Annotated in this window: 20 protein-coding genes and 1 pseudogene; 5 read left to right on the forward strand and 16 right to left on the reverse strand. The window is 70.8% G+C overall.

Annotated elements, in window-relative coordinates; genetic code table 11:
- Positions 1–290 precede the first annotated feature (290 nt).
- Positions 291–806, forward strand: coding sequence for a hypothetical protein (locus AB0B45_RS49425; RefSeq protein WP_358145685.1), 516 nt, complete (start codon positions 291–293; stop codon positions 804–806).
- On the opposite strand, the gene AB0B45_RS49430 is transcribed toward AB0B45_RS49425, so the two are convergent.
- The 5 genes from AB0B45_RS49430 to AB0B45_RS49450 all read right to left on the reverse strand — a co-directional run bounded on the left by AB0B45_RS49430 (position 803) and on the right by AB0B45_RS49450 (position 6184).
- Positions 803–1480, reverse strand: a complete 678-nt coding sequence (locus AB0B45_RS49430; protein ID WP_358145687.1) for a histidine phosphatase family protein — start codon at positions 1478–1480, stop codon at positions 803–805. The two genes, AB0B45_RS49425 and AB0B45_RS49430, sit on opposite strands and share 4 nt — an antisense overlap.
- Before the next feature lie 217 nt (positions 1481–1697).
- Entirely contained in the window at positions 1698–2846 is a 1149-nt protein-coding gene (locus AB0B45_RS49435; protein ID WP_358145689.1) for a DegT/DnrJ/EryC1/StrS family aminotransferase, read from the reverse strand.
- Positions 2843–3571, reverse strand: a complete 729-nt coding sequence (locus AB0B45_RS49440) for an amidohydrolase family protein (protein WP_358145691.1) — start codon at positions 3569–3571, stop codon at positions 2843–2845. The genes AB0B45_RS49435 and AB0B45_RS49440 overlap by 4 nt, the downstream gene beginning before the upstream one ends.
- A complete protein-coding gene (locus AB0B45_RS49445) occupies positions 3568–4233 on the reverse strand; it encodes an amidohydrolase family protein (protein ID WP_358145692.1) in 666 nt (221 codons plus the stop codon). The genes AB0B45_RS49440 and AB0B45_RS49445 overlap by 4 nt, the downstream gene beginning before the upstream one ends.
- Before the next feature lie 10 nt (positions 4234–4243).
- Positions 4244–6184, reverse strand: a complete 1941-nt coding sequence (locus AB0B45_RS49450) for a PQQ-binding-like beta-propeller repeat protein (protein WP_358145694.1) — start codon at positions 6182–6184, stop codon at positions 4244–4246.
- 126 nt (positions 6185–6310) lie between these two features.
- On the opposite strand from AB0B45_RS49450, the gene AB0B45_RS49455 reads away from it, so the two are divergent.
- Complete coding sequence (locus tag AB0B45_RS49455) at positions 6311–7033, forward strand: hypothetical protein (RefSeq protein WP_358145695.1); 723 nt, start codon at positions 6311–6313, stop codon at positions 7031–7033.
- A 17-nt stretch (positions 7034–7050) separates the two neighbouring features.
- Here AB0B45_RS49455 and AB0B45_RS49460 read toward each other — a convergent pair.
- Positions 7051–7461: pseudogene (locus tag AB0B45_RS49460) on the reverse strand (RNA-guided endonuclease TnpB family protein); the annotation flags it as partial.
- 74 nt (positions 7462–7535) lie between these two features.
- Between AB0B45_RS49460 and AB0B45_RS49465 the strand changes: the two are divergent.
- Positions 7536–8264, forward strand: coding sequence for an amidohydrolase family protein (locus AB0B45_RS49465; RefSeq protein ID WP_358145697.1), 729 nt, complete (start codon positions 7536–7538; stop codon positions 8262–8264).
- A 42-nt stretch (positions 8265–8306) separates the two neighbouring features.
- Positions 8307–10247 (forward strand): hypothetical protein, encoded by a 1941-nt coding sequence (locus AB0B45_RS49470; RefSeq protein WP_358145699.1) that lies wholly within the window; start codon positions 8307–8309, stop codon positions 10245–10247.
- A gap of 133 nt (positions 10248–10380) precedes the next feature.
- Here the strand turns inward: AB0B45_RS49470 and AB0B45_RS49475 are convergent, their stop codons facing one another.
- The 7 genes from AB0B45_RS49475 to AB0B45_RS49505 all read right to left on the reverse strand — a co-directional run bounded on the left by AB0B45_RS49475 (position 10381) and on the right by AB0B45_RS49505 (position 16386).
- The gene (locus AB0B45_RS49475; protein WP_358145701.1) at positions 10381–10794 is read right to left on the reverse strand and encodes a PIN domain-containing protein; all 414 of its coding nucleotides are present in this window, start codon (positions 10792–10794) and stop codon (positions 10381–10383) included.
- On the reverse strand, positions 10791–11054 hold the full coding sequence (locus AB0B45_RS49480; RefSeq protein WP_358145705.1) for a CopG family transcriptional regulator: 264 nt from the start codon (positions 11052–11054) through the stop codon (positions 10791–10793). The genes AB0B45_RS49475 and AB0B45_RS49480 overlap by 4 nt, the downstream gene beginning before the upstream one ends.
- Before the next feature lie 64 nt (positions 11055–11118).
- A complete protein-coding gene (locus tag AB0B45_RS49485) occupies positions 11119–12021 on the reverse strand; it encodes a dihydrodipicolinate synthase family protein (protein ID WP_358145707.1) in 903 nt (300 codons plus the stop codon).
- Positions 12022–12088: 67 nt separating this feature from the next.
- On the reverse strand, positions 12089–12952 hold the full coding sequence (locus AB0B45_RS49490) for a carbohydrate ABC transporter permease (RefSeq protein WP_358145709.1): 864 nt from the start codon (positions 12950–12952) through the stop codon (positions 12089–12091).
- Complete coding sequence (locus AB0B45_RS49495; protein ID WP_358145711.1) at positions 12949–13815, reverse strand: sugar ABC transporter permease; 867 nt, start codon at positions 13813–13815, stop codon at positions 12949–12951. Before AB0B45_RS49495 ends, AB0B45_RS49490 begins: the two co-directional genes overlap by 4 nt.
- A gap of 58 nt (positions 13816–13873) precedes the next feature.
- Positions 13874–15124, reverse strand: a complete 1251-nt coding sequence (locus AB0B45_RS49500) for a sugar ABC transporter substrate-binding protein (protein ID WP_358145712.1) — start codon at positions 15122–15124, stop codon at positions 13874–13876.
- 86 nt (positions 15125–15210) lie between these two features.
- Positions 15211–16386, reverse strand: coding sequence for a DegT/DnrJ/EryC1/StrS family aminotransferase (locus AB0B45_RS49505; protein WP_358145714.1), 1176 nt, complete (start codon positions 16384–16386; stop codon positions 15211–15213).
- A gap of 68 nt (positions 16387–16454) precedes the next feature.
- Between AB0B45_RS49505 and AB0B45_RS49510 the strand changes: the two genes are divergently transcribed.
- The gene (locus AB0B45_RS49510) at positions 16455–17660 is read left to right on the forward strand and encodes a hypothetical protein (RefSeq protein ID WP_358145716.1); all 1206 of its coding nucleotides are present in this window, start codon (positions 16455–16457) and stop codon (positions 17658–17660) included.
- Here AB0B45_RS49510 and AB0B45_RS49515 read toward each other — a convergent pair.
- From AB0B45_RS49515 to AB0B45_RS49525, 3 genes are all read right to left on the reverse strand, one after another.
- Positions 17657–18739, reverse strand: a complete 1083-nt coding sequence (locus AB0B45_RS49515; protein ID WP_358145718.1) for a dihydrodipicolinate synthase family protein — start codon at positions 18737–18739, stop codon at positions 17657–17659. The genes AB0B45_RS49510 and AB0B45_RS49515 overlap by 4 nt on opposite strands.
- A 5-nt stretch (positions 18740–18744) precedes the next feature.
- Positions 18745–19752 carry an NAD-dependent epimerase/dehydratase family protein gene (locus AB0B45_RS49520; protein ID WP_358145719.1) on the reverse strand — a complete coding sequence of 336 codons (1008 nt, stop codon included), beginning with the start codon at positions 19750–19752 and terminating at the stop codon, positions 18745–18747.
- A gap of 72 nt (positions 19753–19824) precedes the next feature.
- Positions 19825–20715: a Gfo/Idh/MocA family oxidoreductase gene (locus tag AB0B45_RS49525; protein WP_358145721.1), complete on the reverse strand. Its 891-nt coding sequence runs from the start codon at positions 20713–20715 to the stop codon at positions 19825–19827.
- Between the last annotated feature and the right edge of the window lie 205 nt (positions 20716–20920).

Consider the following 20920-nt stretch of genomic DNA (forward strand, 5'->3'; position numbering starts at 1 on the left):
GGGGGGGGGGCCGCCCACGGCGGCCCCCCCCCGGCTTGACCGGCCGCGGGCTGGGGCCGGCCCCCCATTCAACCCCGGGGGGGGGGGGGGGCCGGGGGGGGGGGGGGGGGGCCCCCCCCCCCCCCCCCGCGACAGGTCGAGGACGACGATGTCGCCAAGGGGTCCACGCAAGATCAACCTCCAGTGGTGGTGGCCGAGCTTATGGCCTTACCAGCCTTTCAGGCGAGAGCCCTCGCTCGACAGTCAGGTCCCTGTTCCACCATGACAGGATCGGACGAATGGATCACCTGGTGAAACGCATCATGGAGCGTCCGCCTTCCTGCGGCCTCACCCGTGTCGTCGCGGTCGACGGGCCCGCGGGGTCGGGCAAGACGACGTTCGCCGGGCGGCTGGGTCCCGCGCTCGGCGCCCAGGTGGTGCACAGCGACGACTTCCCCGTGCCGTGGGAGCAGGGTCCAGGGCCGTGGTTCGCCGAGCTGGAGGCACGGGTGCTGCGCCCGCTCGGCGAAGGCAGGCCAGGCGCCTTCCGCCGCTACGACTGGGCGCGCGGGGTCTACGCCGAGGAGGTGTCCGTGCCCGTCGCGCCCGTGCTGGTCATCGAGGGCGTCGGCACGGCCCGCCGTACCGCGCCCGTGTCATTCAGGGTGTGGGTGGAGGCGCCGAGGGACGTGCGCATGGCCAGGGTGCTGGAACGCGACGGACCCGAGCTCGAACCGCGGTGGGTGGAGTGGTTCGCGGCGGAGGACAGGTGGTTCGCCGAGGACGGCACCAGGCGGCGGGCCGACGCCGTCCTCGACTTCTCCTAGCCCAGGTGTCCCACCTCGTTGAACGCCAGCAGCTCGAGCCGCCCGTCCTTCGACGCCCACGTCGAGACGGAAGCGTTCATGATCGGCGCGTGGACGTGGACGGCGGCCAGCTCGGTGTCGGGCGACTCCTCGATCACGTGGCGCAGGATCAGCACCACCGAGTCGTGCGCGACGATCAGCACCCGCCGCCCTTCGGCCCACCCGCGCAGGTCGCCGAGGAAGCGCCTGAGCCTGACCGCCACGTCGCCGAACGACTCGCCGCCAGGCGGGCGGTAGCCGTACTCGCCCTCGGCCAGCAGCCGCGCCGTCTCCTCGGGGAAGCGCTGCTCCATGGCGGCCCGGTTGCAGTGGCGCAGGTCGCCCCACTCCCTGTCGCGCAGCCGCGCGTCGACTCTGACGGGCAACGGCCCCACCCCCCACGCCTGGTGGGCGAGGCTCCAGGTGTCCAGCGCCCGCAGGTACGGCGAGCACCAGACGATCTCGGGGGCCTCCCCCTCGGGCAGCGACCTGAGGACCGCGCCCAGCGCCGCCGCCTGTGACCGGCCCAGCTCGGTGAGGGTGATCTCGTGGTCCTCGCGCTCGTAGACGAGGGGGACGCCGACGGACTCACCGAAGGCGAGGTTCGCCTCGCTCTGGCCGTGCCGTACCGCCATGATGCGCTGGGGGTCGCTCATGCGGATCATTGTGCAGCGATCACCGGGCCTGCGCGCGCGGAACGTGACGAGATCATCCGCTCTCGCCGGCCCGAAAGTCCCGTGCCCATCGGCGAAGGAGGGCGGGCGGCGAGTGGACGGCGGGCCCCTTCCGCGCGGAGAAGCTTGGCCTCGAGCTGGGTCGGCTGACCGAAATCTAAAGCTCCTGCGAGGTTCCGGTAAAGGCCGAAATTCTGAATCAGGCGCTCAGGACCTTGGCGAGGGCCTCGGTGACGTCGGCGGCGCGGGCGGGCTCGTCCATGAGCATCGACTGGCGCACCCACACGACGCTCTCTGAAGCGGCCTGCGTGGCGGGGCACGGCTCCACGCGGGCGCCCGCGTCGGTGAGCGCGCCCATCGTGCCCAGCGGCGGATAGCCGGCGTCCAGCGGCACGCCCTCGGCCGCCATCGCCTCCAGCAGGAACGCGCGGTCGACCGGCCGCTCGAACCGGAGCATGAGCAGGTGCCGCGAGTCACGGGTGGTGCCCTCAGGCTGCGGTACGGCACGCACGGGCAGGTCGCCGAGGTCGAGGGCGGCGCAGAACGCCTCCCTCCGGTCGATCTCGGCGTCCAGCCGGTCGAGCCACGGCGTCAGCAGGGCCGCCTGAATCTCGGTCAGCCGCAGGTTCCAGCCGACGGCCGGATGGCCGTACCACTGGCCGCCGAGCTTGCGGCCGAGGTTGCACACCGACCAGATCGCCTCGTGGACCGGCTCCTCACGGCAGACGATCAGCCCGCCCTCCCCCGCGGTCATCGCCTTGCTGGCCTGGAAGCTGTAGACGCCCGCGTCGCCGAGGCCGCCGATCGGGCGGTCGTGGTAGGTGGCGCCGTGCGCCTGGGCCGCGTCCTCCACGACGACGAGGCCGTAGCGGGCGGCCAGCTCGTTGAGCGGGTCCATGTCGGCGGGGCTGCCCGCCAGATGGACCGGCATGATCGCGACCGTCTTCGCGGTGATCGCCGCCTCGGCGGCCGCCGCCGACAGGTGCAGGTCCACCGGGTCGACGTCGACGATGACCGGGGTCGCGCCGGTGAGCAGGACCGAGGTGGCAGAGGCGACGAAGGTGTAGGCGGGCACGATGACCTCGTCGCCTGGCCCGACCCCGAGGCCGCGCAGCGCGGCGAACAGGCCGAGCGTGGCGTTGCCCACGGCCACGCCGTACGGCACGCCCGAACGGGCGGCGAAGGCGGCGGTCAGGTCGGAGACGGCCGAGCCGCCCTGGGTGGCGCCCCACAGGCCGCTCTCCAGCACGTCGGTGACCAGCTTGCGCTGCGCGTCGTCCATGGGCGGCGGCCAGGAGGGCCACGGGGTGGAGCGGACGGGGGTGCCGCCGTGCAGGGCGAGGGTCACGGGAGTCCTCCGGATGATCGGGCGAGTACGCGGGCCAGGTTGCCACCTTGGATGAGCGCCCTGTCGGCCTCGTCGAGCGGCGCGAGGGCGACGCGGCCGTATCCGGCGCGCAGGTCGAGGAAGCAGGAGTCGGAGCCGAACACGACCCGGTCCGCGCCTGCGAGCTCGGCCAGCCTGGCGATCCAGCGGCCGGTCATCTTCGAGCCGCAGGTCTCCAGGTAGAGGTTCGCGTGGTCGGCCGCCAGGCGGGCCGCGCGGGCGAAGCCGTACGGCCAGAGCCCGGTGTGCCCCATGAGCAGCGGCACGTCGGGATGACGGCCGGCCACGACCGCGAACCGGGCGGGGTCGCTCCACGGGGAGTCGGTCTGCCCGTGGGCGAGGACCGGCAGGCCGAGCTCCCAGACCGGGTCGTAGCGCGGGTCGTCGAGCGGGCACTGGTGCACGTCGGGATGGATCTTGACGCCCCACACGCCCTCGGTGACGAGCGGGGTGCGGTGGTGGGGGTTGTGGACCTGCCAGACGCCGAACCTGCCGGGGTGCCGCTCGGCGATCTCGAAGGCCAGGCGGTTGCCCTCGGCGGCGTCGGGCCCGACGCCGAGCAGGTGGCTGATGCCCATGGCGTCGATGCCCAGCCTGTCCATGAGGCTGACCAGGCCCTCGGCGGTCGGGTCGGGGATGAGGAAGTCGGGCCAGGTGCCGACGTGACCGTGTGCGTCGAGGATCACAGCAGGTCACCTCCTGCCGCGATGAGCTCGACGTCCTTGTCGGGCAGCTCCAGGTGGTCGAGCAGGAAGCGGGGCCCGCAGTCGTCGAGGATCGGCGCGCCGGTGCCGAAGACCAGGCGGCGCGCGCCGAAGCGCTCGGCCAGCCACTCGACGGCGCGCTGGGTGTTGACCGTCCCCATCTCCAGCCAGACGGCGGGCGCCTCCGACATCAGCTCGGCGATCGCGCGCAGCCTGCGGTAGCCGGGGTTGAGCAGGAGGATCCGCTGGCCCGGCAGGTGCCTGGTGAGGGCGAGCAACTGCGCGGGCGAGGTCTCCTCGAGGTCGATGGCCATGATCGTGTCGAGCGCGGCCAGCCAGCGGAGCGCGACGGGTCCCGTGAGGTCGAACCTGTGCCGTTCGGGGCAGAGCCGCATCATCGGGACCCGCCACTCGGGGATGTCCGCGAACGCCTCGGGGACGACGACGGGCACGGGGATCAGTCGGGGGTCGTCGAGCGCGAAGAGCGCCTGGTTGCCCGCCTGGGCGTCGGAGTACAGGCTCAGGGTGTGGGTCACGTAGGCCTGTTCGATGCCCAGGCGGTCCATCTCGGGCCGCGGGTCCTCCGGCAGGTCGTCGAAGGGCACGGGCCCGATGAGGCGGTGCGCGTCAATCAATTTCGGCACAGACCGAAACCTAACTCTGTGGGCACCTGGGGTCAAGCCCGATCCTGGCCAGCTCCCTGCCCGACAGGGCCCAAGCGTGCCACGAGCCGGGCTCGAAGTGCAGCTGGGGGTTGGTGTACCACTCGTCGCCCAGGCCCGTGGCCAGGAGCTTGGCCTCCGCGCCCAGCACGTAGGCGTTGCCGCCGCCGAAGAAGGTGGAGGCGAAGACCTTGCCCCTGTGCACGGTCAGCTCGCCGTAGCCCGACAGCGTGCCCTGGTACTTGATGGCCCTGGTCGCGAGGTCCAGCGCGATCCAGGCGCCCGAGTTGCGCTTGTAGACGCCGTAGAGCAGGCCGCCGTGGACCTTGACGTCCTGGAAGGTCCGGTAGCCCGCGACCGGGTCCAGCTGCCAGCGCACCGTACGCGTCCGCAGGTCGAAGGCCGCCACCGAGGCCGAGGTCTTCGTCGGCGGGGTGCCGCCGCCGCCCAGCACGTCGCCGCCCAGGTAGACGACGCCGGCGGCCGAGTCGAGCGACAGGCTCATCAGGCTCTGGTCGGGGATGACGCCCTCGTAGACGTCGATCGTGCCGGTGTCGGGGTCGACGATCGACAGCGCGCCGTTGAGCTTGGCGCCCAGCGGGGCGGAGGCGACCAGCAGCTTGTCGGTGCGCGGGTCGTACTCGATGTCCCACGGGCGCTGCTGGCCGTGACCGAGGAAGCCGACGCTGGTGACCTTGTCGGTTCTGATGTCGATGGAGACGATCTGGCCGCTGGGGTAGATGGCGGCGTAGATCTTGTTGCCGCGCCGTACCAGGTCCTTGGGTTCGCCGGGTACACGGAAGCGGCGGTGCTGTCCCGTGCGCAGGTCGCGCACGTCCATCGAGAAGTGGCCGCCGATGTAGACGGCCCTGTTGGGCACCACGAGCATGCTCTGCGGGCGTTCGGCGCCGCTGGGCAGGCCCGCGTCGATCAGGTCGACGAACTCGGAGGTGGCCGAGGCCAGGTCGAGCGACCACATGCCGCCGCTGCCCGAGAAGCCGACCAGCGTGCCAGGCCCGGTGAGCTCGAGGCGTCTGGTCTCGTCACCCGGCGAGGGCGCGTCGGCGACCTTGGTGAGCGCGGTGTCGCCCGTGCGGTAGCTGTAGACGGTGCCGTCGGGCCTGCTGGTGCCGTAGACGGTGCCGTCGGAGGTCGACACGAGCGCGTCGAGGCCCGCTCCCGTCTCGACCCGCCTGGCGTCGCCGCCGTCCTTGCGGACGTCGATCAGCGTCGTGCCGCTGACGGCCAGGATCCTGTCGCCGTGCGGGGCGACCACGCCGATGCCGGTGGGGCCCTGCGCCAGCTCGCGCACGGCCCCGCTCTGGCGGTCGATCGCCACGAGCTTGCCCTTGTCGAGCAGGCCCGCGTAGACGTTGTCGGCGTCGGCGGCGACCGACCTGACGTAGCGCTCGCCCGCCGCGAGCACGCCGAAGTTGCGCACGGCGCCGGTGTCGGGCTTGTACTCCCACACCCTGCCGTCGGGGTAGGTGCCCGCGTAGATCGTGCCGTCGGGGGCGGCGGCCAGGCTCCAGACGAAGCCGCCGTTCCTGCCGAAGGAGTGCAGGTGCTTCACCTCGCCGGTGGCCAGGTCGAAGCTGTAGAGGTCGGGGACGGGGTAGGTGCCCGCGTAGACTTTCCCGCCCGAGACCGCGGTGGCCCACGCGCCCTCGGGCTCGCCCGTGGCGGGCGCGTCGGGCAGGGTGGCGCTCCTGACGACCTTGCGGGTGGCCAGGTCGAACTCGGCCAGCACGGGCGGCTTCTGGCCTCGGGTCACCAGATAGGCCTTGCCCTCGTGCACGGAGGCGCCGACGATGGCGCCGGTCACGGAGGCGGGGCCGAACCTCTCCACCGTGAGGGGTTGGCAGGTGGCCGCCTCCGCGGGGGCGGCGGCGGTGAGGAGCGCGGCGGCCAGCGCCACGACGAGTGTTCTCAAGGGGTCACTTCCTGGCATCGGGGCAGTAAGGCTGACAGCGGTCGCGGCACGAGCGGGCCTCCACCTGTTGCTCGATTTTGGCCCAGACCGTAATGTTCTGAGCGCGAATAGTCAATGGAGGCGATTGTGACGGCGTTCGACGCGCGCGGGTTGGTCGGGGAGCTCACGGTGACGCTCGACGTGGACGTGCTGGTCGGCGCCTACGCCGACAGGGACGGGCCACCCGGCACGCCGGAGGCGGTCATGGAACGGCTGGCCGAGCACCGGATCCAGGCCGGGGCCGTGGCCTCGCTGCGGGCGGCGCTGTTCGACATGCGCTCGGGCAACGCCGAGGTACTCGCCATGGAGGGGGCCGTCCCCGTGGGCACGCTCGACCTGCGCGACCCCATCGGCTCGGTGCGCGAGATGGAACGGCTGGCCGCCCTCGGGGTGAAGGCGATCAGGCTCTTCCCCGACGAGCAGGGCGTCGAGGCGGGCTTCCCGTCCGTACGGCACGTCGCCAGGCGGGCGGCGGCGCTCGATCTCGTGGTGCTGACCGGCGGGGACGTGCGGCGCTTCTGGCAGCCGTTCTCGGGCCTCGGCGCCAAGGTCGTCTTCCTCGACACGCACTTCTACCACCTGGGCGACTTCCTCGTGGTCGCGGGGGACGAGCCCGGCTTCCACACCTCGACGCGGCTGCTCAACTCACCGGACGCGCTGGAGACCGTCCCCGCCGACCGGCTGCTGTACGGCTCCCGCACCCCCCACTACGAACCGCTCGTCCCGCTGCTGCGGCTGGCGACCAGCGGCCTGAAGCCCGATGAGATCACCGCCGTGGCGGGCGGCAACGCGAGGAGACTGCTCGGTTGACCTCCTCCCCACGGCTGAAGCCGGGGGACTCCAACCCTCGCGGGTTGGGTTTCCTGCTTCACCGCCGGCCGCCCGCCCAGCTTGCGCCGCTTGGGTCTTACACCAGCTCCACAGGCGTTTCACCTCTCGGCCAGCCCGGCCGCGAGGATGTTCTTCGCCGCGTTCACATCCCGGTCATGGGACGCACCGCACGCGCATTCCCAGGTCCGGACGTCCAGCGGCATCGTGGCTTGCAGAGCCCCACACGCCGAGCACAGCTTGGAGGAGGGAAACCAGCGGTCGATCACGACCAGCTCCCGCCCGTACCAGGCCGTCTTGTACTCCAGCATGCCGCGCAGTTCCCGCCAGCTCGCGTCCGAGATGGCGCGCGCCAGGCGGTGATTCTGGACCATGTTGCGGACGGTCAGGTCTTCCACGGCGATCACTTGAAAACTCGTGCGGCACCGTGCCCCATTTCCTCCCCAGGGCCGAAGCCTGGTGTCTCCACTCTTCAGGAGTTCGGATGATCGTCGACGTGCACGCGCACTGGGGTCCATGGTTCTTCGCCATGGACGTGGCCGAGGCCAACAGGGCCACCATGGACCGCTACGGCATCGACGTGTCGATCGTGTCGGCCACCGAGGCGGTCATCTACGACGCGGCGTCGGGCAACAGGGCTCTGGACGCCTGGCTGGCCGGGACCGACCGGCACTACGGGTACGTCACGGTCAACCCGCGCAGGCCGGCCGACGCCGAGCGGGACCTCGACGAGTACCTGCCCACGGGGCGCTTCGTCGGCGTGAAGATCCACACCGACTACACCGGCTCCCCCGTCACCTCGCCGCAGCTGCGCGAGGCGCTGGCCCTGGCGGCCTCCCGCGACGTGCCCGCCCTCGTCCACACGTGGGGCCGCTCGGTGCTCGACCTGGCGCAGGCCTGCCTCGACACGCCCGGCCTGCGGGTCATCGCGGGGCACATGGGCGCCGACGGCTTCCCCTACGCGATCGAGGCCGCGGCCGCCTGCGACCGGCTCTACCTCGAACCGTGCTACTCCCACGCACCGGCCGGCCGGATCGCCGCCGTGGTCGCGGGCGTCGACGAGGACCGGCTGCTGTTCGGCACGGACTCCACGCTCATCGATCCCGCCTCGGCCTTCGGCGCCGTCGCGGCGGCGAGGCTCTCGCCTTCGGCGGCCGAGGCGATCGCGTGGCGCAATGCCGTACGGCTTTTCGGTCTGGACATTACGGCCTAGGCCGTTATAGCGTGCGGCGAAACTTCACAAGGGAGCCAGCGAATGATCCCGCGCCGCCGATTCCTCCAAGCCGCCGCCGCGTCCGCGGCGGCGGCGACCCTCCCGGCCACCCCCACGCTCGCCGCGGCCCGCGAGCCGGAGGGCACGCTCACCGATCTCGGCCCCGCCAGCGTCGCCAGCCCGCTGGGCAACGGCGAGTTCGTCGGCAATGTGCTCTACATGGGCTCGCGAGGCCTGTCGCCCAACGTCGTGGGCGCATGGGACCTCGGTACCGACAAGGTCACCGCGCACTACGAGATCCCCACGGGCGTGGGCGTCTGGGCCATGTGCAAGGTAGGCACCGACGTCTACGTCGGCACCCACTCCAGGTCCGACCTCTACAAGATCGACACGCTGACGGGGACGACGACCAAGCTCGCCGAGTACCCCGACCACTTCATCTGGACGATGGCGTCCTCGCCCGACGGCAAGATCTACATGGGCATGTCGGAGCCCGGCAGGGTGGTCGAGTACGACCCGGCCACCGGCGCCAGCCGCGACCTGGGCCAGCCCGTGCCCGGCGAGTCGTACGTGCGCAGCATCCAGGCCGACGCCGACTACGTCTACGCGGGCATCGGCACCAACGCCCACCTCATCGCGATCGACAGGAAGACCGGCGAGAAGCGCGACCTGCTGCCCGCCGAGCTGGCCGACCGCGACTGGGTGTCGAGCATGTCGAGCTCGGACACGCACGTGGCGGGCGGCGTGCTGTCGCTGGCCGAGCTGGTCGTGATCGAGAAGGCGAACCCGGCCAACTACAAGATCGTCAAGGCGACCGCGCCCGGCGAGAAGTACGTGGTCTCCGTGCTCGTCCACGACGGCTGGGTCTACTTCGCAGGGCGCCCGTCCGGCACCTTCTACCGCTACCACATCGCCACCGACAAGCTCGAAGTCCTCGGCGTGCCGTTCTTCGAGGCGGCCACGAGCAGGATCCTGGAGCACGAGGGACGCGTCTACGGCATCCAGGACCCCGGCATCTTCGTCTACGAGCCGGCGACCAACAAGATCGACTACTTCAGCCACGTGCAGCGCGGCTACCGGGCCGCCGCGGAGGCGCCCATGTCGGTGCACTCGGACGGCGAGTACGTCTACGTCGGCGGCAAGAGCGGCGCCGACATCCACGAACTGGCCACCCGCAAGGTCACCAGGCTGTCCATCCCCGGCGAGCCCAAGACCATGATCACCGTCAGGGGCACCACCTACCTCGGCGTCTACACCCAGGCCGCCCTCTACTCCCACCGCATCGGCGACCCGGAGGCCAAGCTGCTGTTCCGCACGGGACACAACCAGGACCGGCCGCGCGACCTGGCCTACGACAGGCACACCGGGCTGATCGCCATGCCGACCCAGTCGGAGCCAGGACACCCCAACGGCGCGCTCGACGTCTACGACCCGCGCAGCGGCAAGGTCGACACCTACCGGCCCGTCGTGGAGCGGCAGACGGTCGCCTCGGTGACCGCGCTGCGCGGCGTCGTCTACCTCGGCACCAGCACCCAGGAGGGCCTCGGGGCGCCGCCGGTGACGCCGACGGCCCGCCTGGCCGCCTTCGACCTGCGCAGGCGCGAGAAGCTGTGGGAGATGGAGCCGCTGCAGGGCATCGGGACGATCACCGGGCTGAAGCACACGCCGCTCGCGGTCTACGGGATCACCAACACGGGCGTGCTGTTCGAGTACGACCTGCTGCGCAAGAAGATCACCCGGACGCTCAAGGTCAACGGCAGGGGCGGCGACCTGCTCATCGCCGGTTTCACCGCCTACACCAGCGACGTGGACGCGGTCTACAGGATCAACCTGGTGTCGTGGACGTCGAAGCCGATCGTGACGGGGCTGGCGAGCGACTGGTTCGGCGGCGGATCGAAGCTCAACATCGACCCCTCCAACCAGGCCCTCTACGGCATCAAGGGCCGCAATCTGGTCCGCATCGCCATCTCCCCCTACAGCTGACCGCGTCGAAAGGCGGCCCCTTGCCCACGGCTCGGGGCCGGCCGTCCCGGGGCCCTCCTGTCCCCTCCCGTTCCCGATGAGTACCCATCTCGACATCCAGGGAAGGATCGCGACGAAGGTGGGTGCCCAAGTGCTAGACCTTCATGATGGCGACACGATCGCCGCAAAGGACTGTGAGGTCGTCAGGATCAGAGGTGAGCACGAGCACGTGACCTGGAGCGGCGAGCGCGGTGGCACAGACCATGGCGTCGATGGCGTACTTGTGACCGTGCAGGCCCGCATCCGCCAGCAGCGCCGCCGCGTGCCGCGCGATGGGCTCTGTGACAGGTTCGACGACGACACGCGACAAGGTCCATTCGAGCGCGGACCGTCTGATTCGTGGGTGCACCACCTCAACGAGAGTGGCCGCGCTCGTGATGACACGCAGGTCGTCAGCTCTGGCCAGGGCGAGCCAGGCGGTCAGCTCGCGATCGCGCAGCACGGCCTTCGCGAGTCCTTCACTGTCCAGGACGATGGTGCCGCTTGGTGTGGATCGGACTGACTTCACGCGGCGGTCGTTCCTGAGCCGCTCAGGCGCTCACGGGCGCGCTGAAGCTGGTCACGCCTCGCCTGGACTTCCTCCTCCGTGATCGGACCGTGTTCGGCCTCAGCGACGGCGATGAGCTCGTTGAGGGCGTCGCGCTCGATCTGGCGGGCCACCGCGGCGGCGACGTACGCGGACAGACCGGAAGGGCCGCTACGAGCGCGTGCGGCCTCCGCGATGTCACGCGGCATGGTGATCGAGTATTTCTGAGTAGGCTCGCTCATGCTACTCATCCTACCAACGATGCCCCACGTCCACGTTCGTGAGACGAAGCAGCTCGGGCGCGCCTCAGGCTGACGCGGCGATGACCGCGGCGCGCTCGTCCTCGGGCAGTCCAGGGCCGTACGGGTCGTGCGCGTGGGACTCCGGGATCAGCCCCTCTGCGGCGGCCAGCCAGAGCATGCGCTGGACGTAGCCCTCCATCGGCGCGGTGAAGGTGGCGGCGGCGAGCCGGTCCAACCTGGCCGACGCCTTCTCGAAAGCCCGCAGGTCGTCAGCCCCGAAGGCCCGCATGACGGCCGCCGTCGTCTCCACCGACGCGGCGGCGATGCCGACGAGAGCCGCTTCGGCGCCCCACAGCAAGGAGGGGCCGAACATGCGGTCCTCCCCCGTGATCGCCAGCCTGCCCGCCTCACGGGTCATGGCGATCGTCTCCTGGCAGCCCATGGCGTCCGACAGCAGCGCCGTCTTGAGTCCCGCGACGCCGGGATGGCGCAGGATCTCGGCGAGGACGGCCGGCGGGCAGGGCGCGGTGTACAGGTCGAACGCGATCATCGGCAGTCCCGCGGCCTGCCACACGGCCTCGTGCTCGGCCACCCTGTCGCCCTGCGAGGGGAACACGAGCACGCCGTCGGCGCCGAGCTCGGCCGCGGTCCGCGCGTCGGCCACGGTCCTGGCGGCCGCCTCCTCCCCGGAGGAGCCGCCGACGCCCACGATGACGGGCACGCCGGCGGTCCTGGCGCGCAGGATCAGCTCGCGCCTGAGCCCGGCGGTCAGGAAGGGGCCGCGGCCGGTGTGGGCGAGCACGGCGAGGGCGTCGGCGCCCGTGGCGACGAGCCGGTGGAAGTACCGTTCGGCGAGGTCGAGGTCCACCTCGCCCGAGCGGGTCATCGGGGTCGCGGCGGCGGCAACCAGCGCGCCGCGCAGGCGGTCGCGCAACCGGGCGGCCCGCGTGTCGATTGCCGTGCTCATGATCGCTCCCTCACCGGACGTTTCGGGCGTCCAGCGTAGGCCGTCCCCGGCCGAAGCGGTGAGCCGGCTACTTCAGGCCGGTCATCGCGATGCTGTTGACCAGGTAGCGCTGCAGCAGGAAGAACACCAGCAGGCAGGGGACGGCCGAGATGGCCGCGGAGGACATGATCATCGACCACTGCAGTTCCTCCGTGCGCAGGACCGTCAGGCCGACCGTCAGCGTCCTGGTCGCGTCGCTCTGCGACATCACCAGCGGCCACAGGAAGTCGTTCCAGTGCCACAGGAACACGAACACGCCCAGCGTGGCCATGATCGGCTTGGTGAGCGGCACCACGATCGTCCAGTACACGCGCAGCTCGGAGGCCCCGTCCACCTTGGCCGCGTCGAACAGCTCGTCGGGCAGCCCGAGGATGAACTGGCGCATCAGGAAGACGGCCTGCGAGTTGGCGAGGGTCGGCACGATCAGGCCCCAGAAGGTGTCGACGCCGCCCAGGTCGGAGATGAGCACGAAGACGGGGATCAGCGTCGCCTGGAAGGGCACCATCATCGTGGCGAGGAACGTCCAGAGCATGGCGTCGCGGCCGGGGAAACGCTTCTTGGCGAAGGCGTAGCCGGCCATCGAGGCGGTGATCAGGATGACCACCACGGAGACGGCCGAGTAGATCAGCGAGTTGAGCGTCCACTGGGCGAACCCGGACGCCGACAGCACCTGCGCGATGTTGTCGAAGGTCAGCGAGTCGGGCCACTGCACGGGAACCGTGGGCTTGCCCTTGGGGCTGAGCGCCACGATGATCATCGCGATGAACGGCGTGACCGTCAGCAGCGACATGACCGCGAGCAGGGCGTACAGCGCCCACCTGCCGCGTGGCCGGCTGGGCTTCACCTTGGCGGGGACGGTGGTGGCGGCGGGGCGGGTGGCGGTGAGCGTCACGTGTTCCCCCTGCCGAGGAAGCGGCGCTGGATCAGCGAGACGGCCAGCACGATGACGAACAGCACCATGCCCCACGTGGCCGCGTAGCCGAACTCGAAGAACCTGAAGCCGCGCTCGTAGATGCCGTAGATGAGCGTGTAGCTGGCCTTGGCGGGCCCGCCGCCGGTCATCACGTAGATGGTGTCGAAGACCTGGAACGAGCTGATCGTCTCGATCACCACCACGAAGAACAGGGCCGGCTTGAGCAGCGGCAGCGTGATGCTGCGGAAGCGCTGCCACGCGCCGGCGCCGTCGACCCTGGCGGCCTCCATGTAGGAGCCGGGGATGGCCTTCAGTCCCGCCAGCAGGATCAGCATCGAGTAGCCGAACCCCTTCCAGCAGGAGACGACCGCCAGCGCGGGCAGCACCAGCGCGGAGTCCTCCAGCACCTGGAGGGGGCCGAGGTCCATCTTGGCGAGCAGGCCGTTGAGCAGCCCGTCGAACTCGTAGATCCAGCGCCAGATGATGCCCGCGAACACGAAGCTGGTCACGTAGGGCAGGAAGAGCATGCTGCGGAACAGGCCCCGCATGAAGATCACCGCGTTGAGGAGCAGCGCGGTGCCGAGCGAGACGAGCACCGTCAGCGGTACGAAGATCGCCGCGTACACCAGGGTGACGCGCAGGCTGGCCCAGAAGTTCGGGTCGTTCCACAGCCGGACGTAGTTGTCCGCGCCGATGACCTCCCATTCCCCGCCGATGTTCCAGTTGGTCAGGCTCATGCCCGCCGCACCCAGCGTGGGGAAGATCCGGAAGATCAGGAACAGGACGAGCACGGGCAGGACGAACAGCAGTCCAGTGACCGGGTCACGCAGGCGATGACGCACCGGGGTTCACACCTTTCCTGAAAAGCAGGGCCTTCCCGAAGGAAGGCCCCCAATCGTTTCAGCTGCCGCTGGACAGCAGCTCGTTGGCCTCCTTGGCCGCGGCGTCGAGGGCGGTCTTGGCGTCCTCCTTGCCGAGCAGCGCCGCCTGGATGTGCGACGCGACCATGGCCATGACCTGTCTGGCCTTCGGGTGGGTGTCACCGGGGAAGGCGAACTCCAGCGACTTGGCGAACTCCTTGGACGCCTCGGTCTGCCCGGGGATCGTCACGTCGGTCCGCGCGGAGAAGAAGCCGGACTCCTTGGCCAGTTCGGCGCCCACCGCAGGGGAGGAGATGTAGGCGGCGAACTTCTTCGCGGCGTCCTTGCTCTTCGAGTGCTTGGCCACGACGAGTCCGCCGGGGATGCCGAACGCGACCCGCTTCTTACCCTCGAGGGGCAGGCCGACGCCGACGTTCTCCTGGCCGATGGCGGCGCCGAGCTGCTCGACCATGCCCGCGGTGGCCGCGTGGTACATCGCGCTCTTGCCGCCGGCCAGCGGGCCGCCCTCGATGTCGTTGCCCTTGCTCGCGGTGTTCTCGGGCAGGCCGCCCGCGGTCTTCAGGTCGAGCAGGAACTGCAGGCTCTCCACGCCCTCGGGGCCGTTGAAGGCGACGGTCTTGCCGTCGGGGGCGAAGACGGTGCCGCCGTTGGCCCAGAGGATCGGGTAGAAGCTCTGGTTGAGCGAGACCTCCGGCTTGCCCGGGTAGTCGAGAACGGCGACCTTCTTGGCGGCCAGCTTCGGCGCGGCCGCCTTCAGCTCCTCCAGGGTGTCGGGGACTTCGGTGACGCCCGCTTCGGTGAAGAGCTTCTTGTTGAAGATCGGGGCGGTGATCGTCTGGTAGATCGGGACGCCGTAGAGCTTGCCGTCGACCGTCAGCGCGGTGAGCGCGTTGGGCAGGTAGGCGGCCTTGTCCTTGGCGATCACGTCGTCCACCGGCTCGAGCGTGCCCTGCTGGGCGTACTGCGGAATCTGGTCGGGTCCGAGCACGACCAGGTCGAAGCCCGTCTTCGAGGCCAGGGCCGTCGTGATCTTCTCCTGACGGCCGTCCCACGGCTGCTGGTCGATCTTGACGTCGACTGTCGGGTTGGCGGCCTCGAAGTCCTTCTCGACCTTGCCCCAGAACGCCTGGTTCTTGGCCTGGTCCGCGATCACGGGGTACATCCAGAGGGTAACCGTGCTCTTGTCCGACGCGCCTGAGCCACCGGACCCGCACCCGGCGATCACGACGCTCATGGCGGCCGCGATTCCGGCTGCCGCTACCTTCCTCATCGGCGGCTTCCTTTCATGAATACCGGTCCTGACCGAAACCTAGTGAGCGGGGAGACGGTCGGTCAATGCCCGATACACGAACGTAACTACGACCAGTCCCTGACCCGCTCGGCGACGAGCTGGACGTGCTCGTCGGTGTAGTGCTCGTTCCAGTCGATGACCAGCAGCGTCTCCGCCACCAGTCGCTCGGCCTCAGGGCATGCGTTGGGGGCGTAGCCCTCCAGGGGGTAGACCGACGCGCCGTAGATGGGGCCGCTCCACACCGGCGCCCTGTTCAGCGGTTCGCCGAGATAGCCGGCCCGCGCGGGGATCCCCGCGGCCCGCAGGTGCTCGGCCAGCCCCGCGGCCTTCCCGCCGGGCAGGACGAGGGGGAACAGCCACCAGGCGTGGCCCTCGGGGCGCGGCAGCCGTACCCCCGGCAGGCCCTCCAGGGCCTTGATGAGCTGTACGGCGGTGCGCCGCCTGGCCTCGAGGACTCCAGGCAGTTTGGCCAGCTGGGCGCGGGCCACGGCGGCCTGGAGCTCGGTGATGCGGTAGTTGAGGCCGAGGCTGGCGTGCGAGCGTCCGGTGGCGCGGTCCCAGCCCTTGTCGGAGAACAGGCGCATCCTGCGGGCCATGGCGTCGTCCTGGGTGATGACCAGGCCGCCGTCGCCGCAGGTGATGTGCTTCCACTGCTGGAGGCTGAAGGTGCCGACCTGGCCGACGGTGCCCGCGAGCCTTCCTCCGCCCACCCCTCGCGCGGAGACCTGGAGCTCCTGAGGGGATGGGGGATCGGGGAGTTCGGTGAGCCACGCCTGGGCGCAGTCCTCGATCAGGGTCAGGCCGTGCTCGTCGGCCAGGGCCCGCAGCTCGTCGATCCTGGCGGGCGCGCCGAACAGGTGGACCGCCATGATGGCCCTGGTGCGCGGCCCGATCAGCCTGGCCACCGCCTCAGGATCGAGATTGCCATCAACGGGGTCCACGTCGGCGAAGACAGGGACCGCGTTCTGCGCCAAGATGGGGGCCACGGTCCCGAAGTCCGTGATCGGCGTCGTGATGATCTCGTCCCCGGGATCAGGAGCCGCCGCCACGACCGACAGATGGAGGGCCGCGGTGCCTGAGCTGCACGCGATCGCGTGGCGGGAGCCGTACAGCTCCGCCATCTCGCGTTCGAGCGCCCGGCCCTCGTTCCCCCAGACGGAGTTGAGCATGCCCGAGCGGATCACCCGCTCGAGCGCGGCCACCTCCTCGTCGCCGAGCGTGCGGCCTTCGGGGTCTGCCATGGTTGGAAACTTCGGGGTCACGAGTTAACCTTTCGGTCTTGACCGTAATAATGCAGAGGGAGGCGTGGGTGGGTATCGTCATCGGGGTCGTCGGCCCGCACGATCTGGTCGACGACGTCGCGGCCACGTGCGAGGAGCAGCCGGGCGTGACGGCGCTGCGGCTCGACTACGACCACGAGTCGCAGGCTCCCGCGATCGTCGAGGCGCACGCCGCCACGGTGGAGGGCTGGCTCTTCACCGGCATCGTGCCGTACATGATGGCCCGCGACGCCGACGTGCTCACCCGGCCGGCGGCGTTCGTCGACTACTCCGGGGCGACGCTGCTGACCGCCCTGGTACGGCTCCAGCACGAGGGCCAGGACATCACGCGCCTGTCCATCGACACCCTGTCGGCCGCCGACGTCATCGCCACGTTCGAGGAGGCGGGGCTGCCCACCGAGCAGGTGCGCACGCTCCCCTACCGGCCCGAGATGACCTCCAAGAAGGCGGTGTCCTTCCACCGGCGCGGCGGCGACCACGCGGTGATCACCTGCCTCAGCTCGGTGCACGAGGCGCTGCGCGACGACATGCACGTGCTGCGCCTGGCGCCGTCGGTGCACTCGGTGCGGGTGGCGCTGCGCCAGCTCCTGCTGACCGCGGAGGGCCAGGCGCAGGAGGACGCGCAGATCGCGCTCGGCCTGATCGAGGTCGAGAGCGAGGAGGGGCTGCTGCGCGAGGCGGCGGCCCTCGGCGGCACGCTGGCCGCCTTCAGGGGCGGCACCCACCTGCTCGTCACCACGCGGGGACCGCTGGCCGACGCCACGGGCAACTTCACCGGGCTGCCGATGCTGTCGCGCCTGGTTGTGGCCAACCAGGTCGTCAGGGTCGGCTTCGGGCTGGGTCGCAGCGCCGCCGAGGCGGAGAGCCTGGCGCGCAGGGCGCTGGCCCGCGCCCGCCGCATCGGCGACGTGGCCGCCGTGCTGTCGCTGCGCGCCGACACCGACATCGTGCTGGAGTCGGTCGGCGCGCCCCCCCCGGGTGAGCAGAACCTGTCGGTGATCGCGCGCAGGGTCGGCCTCTCGGTGCCGACGCTGGAGAAGCTGCTCGAAGCCCGCGAGGCGGCCGGCGGCGAGCCGCTGACCACCAGGGAGATCGCCGAACGGCTCGCGGTGCAGCAGCGGACGGCGCGCCGCATGCTGCACCGGCTGGAGCTGGCCGGGCTGGCCGAGCGCACCGGCAATCTGACCAGCGGGACCAGCGGCCGTCCGCTGACCCTGTACCGGCTGACGCTCTAGGCGAGCCACCGGTCGAGGCCCTCGGCCACGAAGTCGTCGTCGCGCAGCCAGGGGTAGGCGCCCCACACGCGGTCGATCTCGGCGAGCTGTCCTGGCGACAGCTCCTCGGCGGGGTCGAGGCACCAGCGGCCGGCCAGCAGCCCCTGGCGGCGCAGGATCTCGTGGATGCCGGGGATGCAGCCGTGGAAGCCGTTGGCGGAGTCGAAGATGGCGGCGTTGGCGTCGGTGAGGTGGCCGTCGAGGCCGAGCAGCCTGCGCACGGCGGCGTCGTCGCCCGCGCGGGCGAGCTTGGCCTCGTCTAGCAGCTCGACCGCCTTCTTCACCCAGACCGCCCACTGGCCGAGCAGCCCGCCGACGAACTCGACCTCCACCTGGCGGCCGTCGACGATGACGCGGTGCGTGGTGATGAGGTCGGCCAGGATGTGGTCGTCGTTGCCCGTGTAGAGCGCCACCTCCTCGGCCCTGCCCGCCCTGACGACGCCGTGCAGCACGTCCAGCGTGCGGTAGCGGTCGAACGGCGCCACCTTGATCCCGACGACCGACTCGACGGCGGCCAGCCTGGTCCAGAAGTCGCGCGACAGCGTCCGGCCGCCCACCGCGGGCTGCAGGTAGAAGCCGATGACCGGCAGCACCTCGCCGACCGCGCGGGCGCGCTCGATCAGCGCGTCCTCGTCCAGCTCCCTGTAGGGGCTGAGCAGCACCATGTGGTAGCCGAGCGACCTGGCCAGCTCCGCCTCCGCCACCGCCTGCCGGGTCGGGCCCGTCGCGCCCGCCACCAGCACGATCTCGCGGCCCGCCTCGCGGGCGGTCTCGGCCGCCAGCTCCAGGACGGGCGGCAGCAGGTCGGTGCCGTGGATGGCGAACTGCGTGGTGTGCACCCCCACCGCCAGGCCGCCCGCTCCCGCGTCCACGTAGTAGCGGGTCAGCGCCCGCTGGCGGCGCTCGTCCAGCTTGCGGTCGGCGTCGAGCGCGAGCGGGTGCGCGGGAATGACCAGCCCGCGCCTGAACAGGTCGCGCACGGACGTCTGAGCCTCTGGAGCCGTGCTGAGCACGTCGCTTCCCCCTTGATCGATGATCATGCTGGTCAGAACCGGCCGTCGCGGCGCTCGAACTTCGTCGGCTTGCCGAGCAGCGGGCCGCCGTCGGCGATCCACGCGGCCGTGAGCTCGACCAGCTCGGCGGGCGTGAGCTCGGGGTAGCCGAACAGCCGGTGGCACTTGGCGGCGTTGGACAGCAGCGCGGTGGGCGCCTCCTCGCCGACGAACGCGGGCTCCTTGCCCAGCGCCCTGCCGAGGTCGAGCGCGGCCTGCCGTACCGAGATCAGCTCGGGTCCCGTCAGGTTGAGGACGAACGGCGGCGCGGCCGCGTGCAGCAGCGAGCGCAGCGTGACCTCGTTGGCGTAGCCCTGCCACACGATGTTGGCCATGCCGGTGGACACGTCGACGGGCTCCCCCGCGTGCACCTTCTGCGCCAGGTCGACGAGCACGCCGTAACGCATCTCGACGGCGTAGTTGAGCCGGATGAGGGACAGGCGGGTGCCGTACTTCTCGCTGAAGTGCGACATCACCCGCTCCCTGCCGAGGCAGCTCATCGCGTACTCGCCCACGGGGTCCGCGGGCGTCTCCTCGGTGGCGCCGCCGCTGGTCACAGGGACCAGCGGGTAGACGTTGCCGGTCGACAGCGCCGCGATCCTGCTGCCCCTGAACCGGTCGGCGACCCGGCCCGGCAGATAGGAGTTGGTGAACCAGGTGGCGTGCTCGGCGCCCTGCGTGCCGAACTTGGCGCCGACGAGGAACACCACGTTCTCCACGTCGGGCAGCTCGCGCAGCGCCCGCTCGTCGGCCACGTCGGCGCTCACGACCGTGGCGCCCTCCTGCGTGAGCACGTCGGCCAGTCCCGGCTCGGAGAACCTGGACACGGCCACGATCCGCCTGTCGCCCTTGGTGGCGTTGAGCGCCAGCCTGACCAGGCTGGGGCCGAGTTTCCCTCCCGCGCCAAGGATCATGATGTCGCCGTCTAGTCTGGCCAGGTCAGCGACAAGTCCTTCGCTGGGCCGCGCGAGTCGCTCCTCGAGCTCCACTACCGTCCGCACCCCGAACTCCTCTCATTTACGGTCCAGACCGTAACTTCGCGAGTCTTTCCCTGTCAATGGGGGGAAGGCTTGTCAGGCCGGTACGGCCTCGCGAGCCGAGACGAGAACCTCGAGGATGGCCCTGGTCTGGGCCCACGGAACGGGGCTCGGCGCGCCGCCGACCATCGCGAGGAAGGCCTCGACGGTGCCCTCGTAGCCGAGGCCCTTCAGGACGTCGTCGCCGCCCTCGATGACGATGTCCGCCGAGCCTTCGCGGGTGTGCACGGTCACCGTGTACGCCTCGGACTCCGAGACGCCGATGATCTCCACGGTCCCCGTGACGCCGCTGTCCCAACGCAGCGCCATGACACCCGTGTCCTCCGAGCGCAGGCCGTCGTAGTGCCTGATGGCGCCCGCCGCGCCGGCCAGCCGTACGTGGGGGCCGAGCAGGGCGACGAGCAGCTCGACGCCGTGGATGCCCATCGTGACCATGGTGCCGCCGCCTTCGCCGGGGGTGTCCTGCCACGGGTTGTAACCGGTCGCCCAGATGCCGACGTCGTGCCTGACGGTGGCGCGCACGGAGAGCACGGCCTCGGGCTCGACCCTGGCGGCGGTGAAGGCGGGGGCGAAGCGGAGCACCGAGCTGGACAGCACCCTGTCGGTGATCTCCAACCGGTCGAGCGCGTCGAGCTGCGCGCGGGTGGCGGCGGCCGGCTTGTTCATGAACACGGGCGCGCCGGTCTCCAGTACGGCTTCCAGCGCCTTCGGGGCCTGCGGGTTCGGCACGGTGAGCACGACGCCGTCGGGGGCGCTTTCCAGCAGGTCGGACAGGCTTGCCGCCACCTTGGCCCCGGGATGCTCGTCGGTGAAGCGTCGCAGCCTGTCGGGGTCCTGCTCCCACACGACGAGCTCGGCGTGACGGGCCAGGGTACGGGCGTCGGTGTAGGGGTGACTGGTGGCCAACCCGGCCAAGGCAATACGCACAGCGTCCTCCATATCGGGAATGTGCGCCATCATGACACCCCACGCTTCGCCACTCCGGGCCTCCCACCCGCACGACCACCCCCGTGATCACCGGCTGACGCCTGTCGGGGGAGGGGAAACGAGCGTCTCCTGCGACCGGCCCAAGCCTGCGCCGCCCGAAGAACCCAGCCCACCACCCACCAGCGCGGCCGCGCTCCAGGTCACC

Origin of the sequence: Nonomuraea sp. NPDC049152, assembly GCF_040648355.1 — a bacterium.
GTDB lineage: Bacteria > Actinomycetota > Actinomycetes > Streptosporangiales > Streptosporangiaceae > Nonomuraea.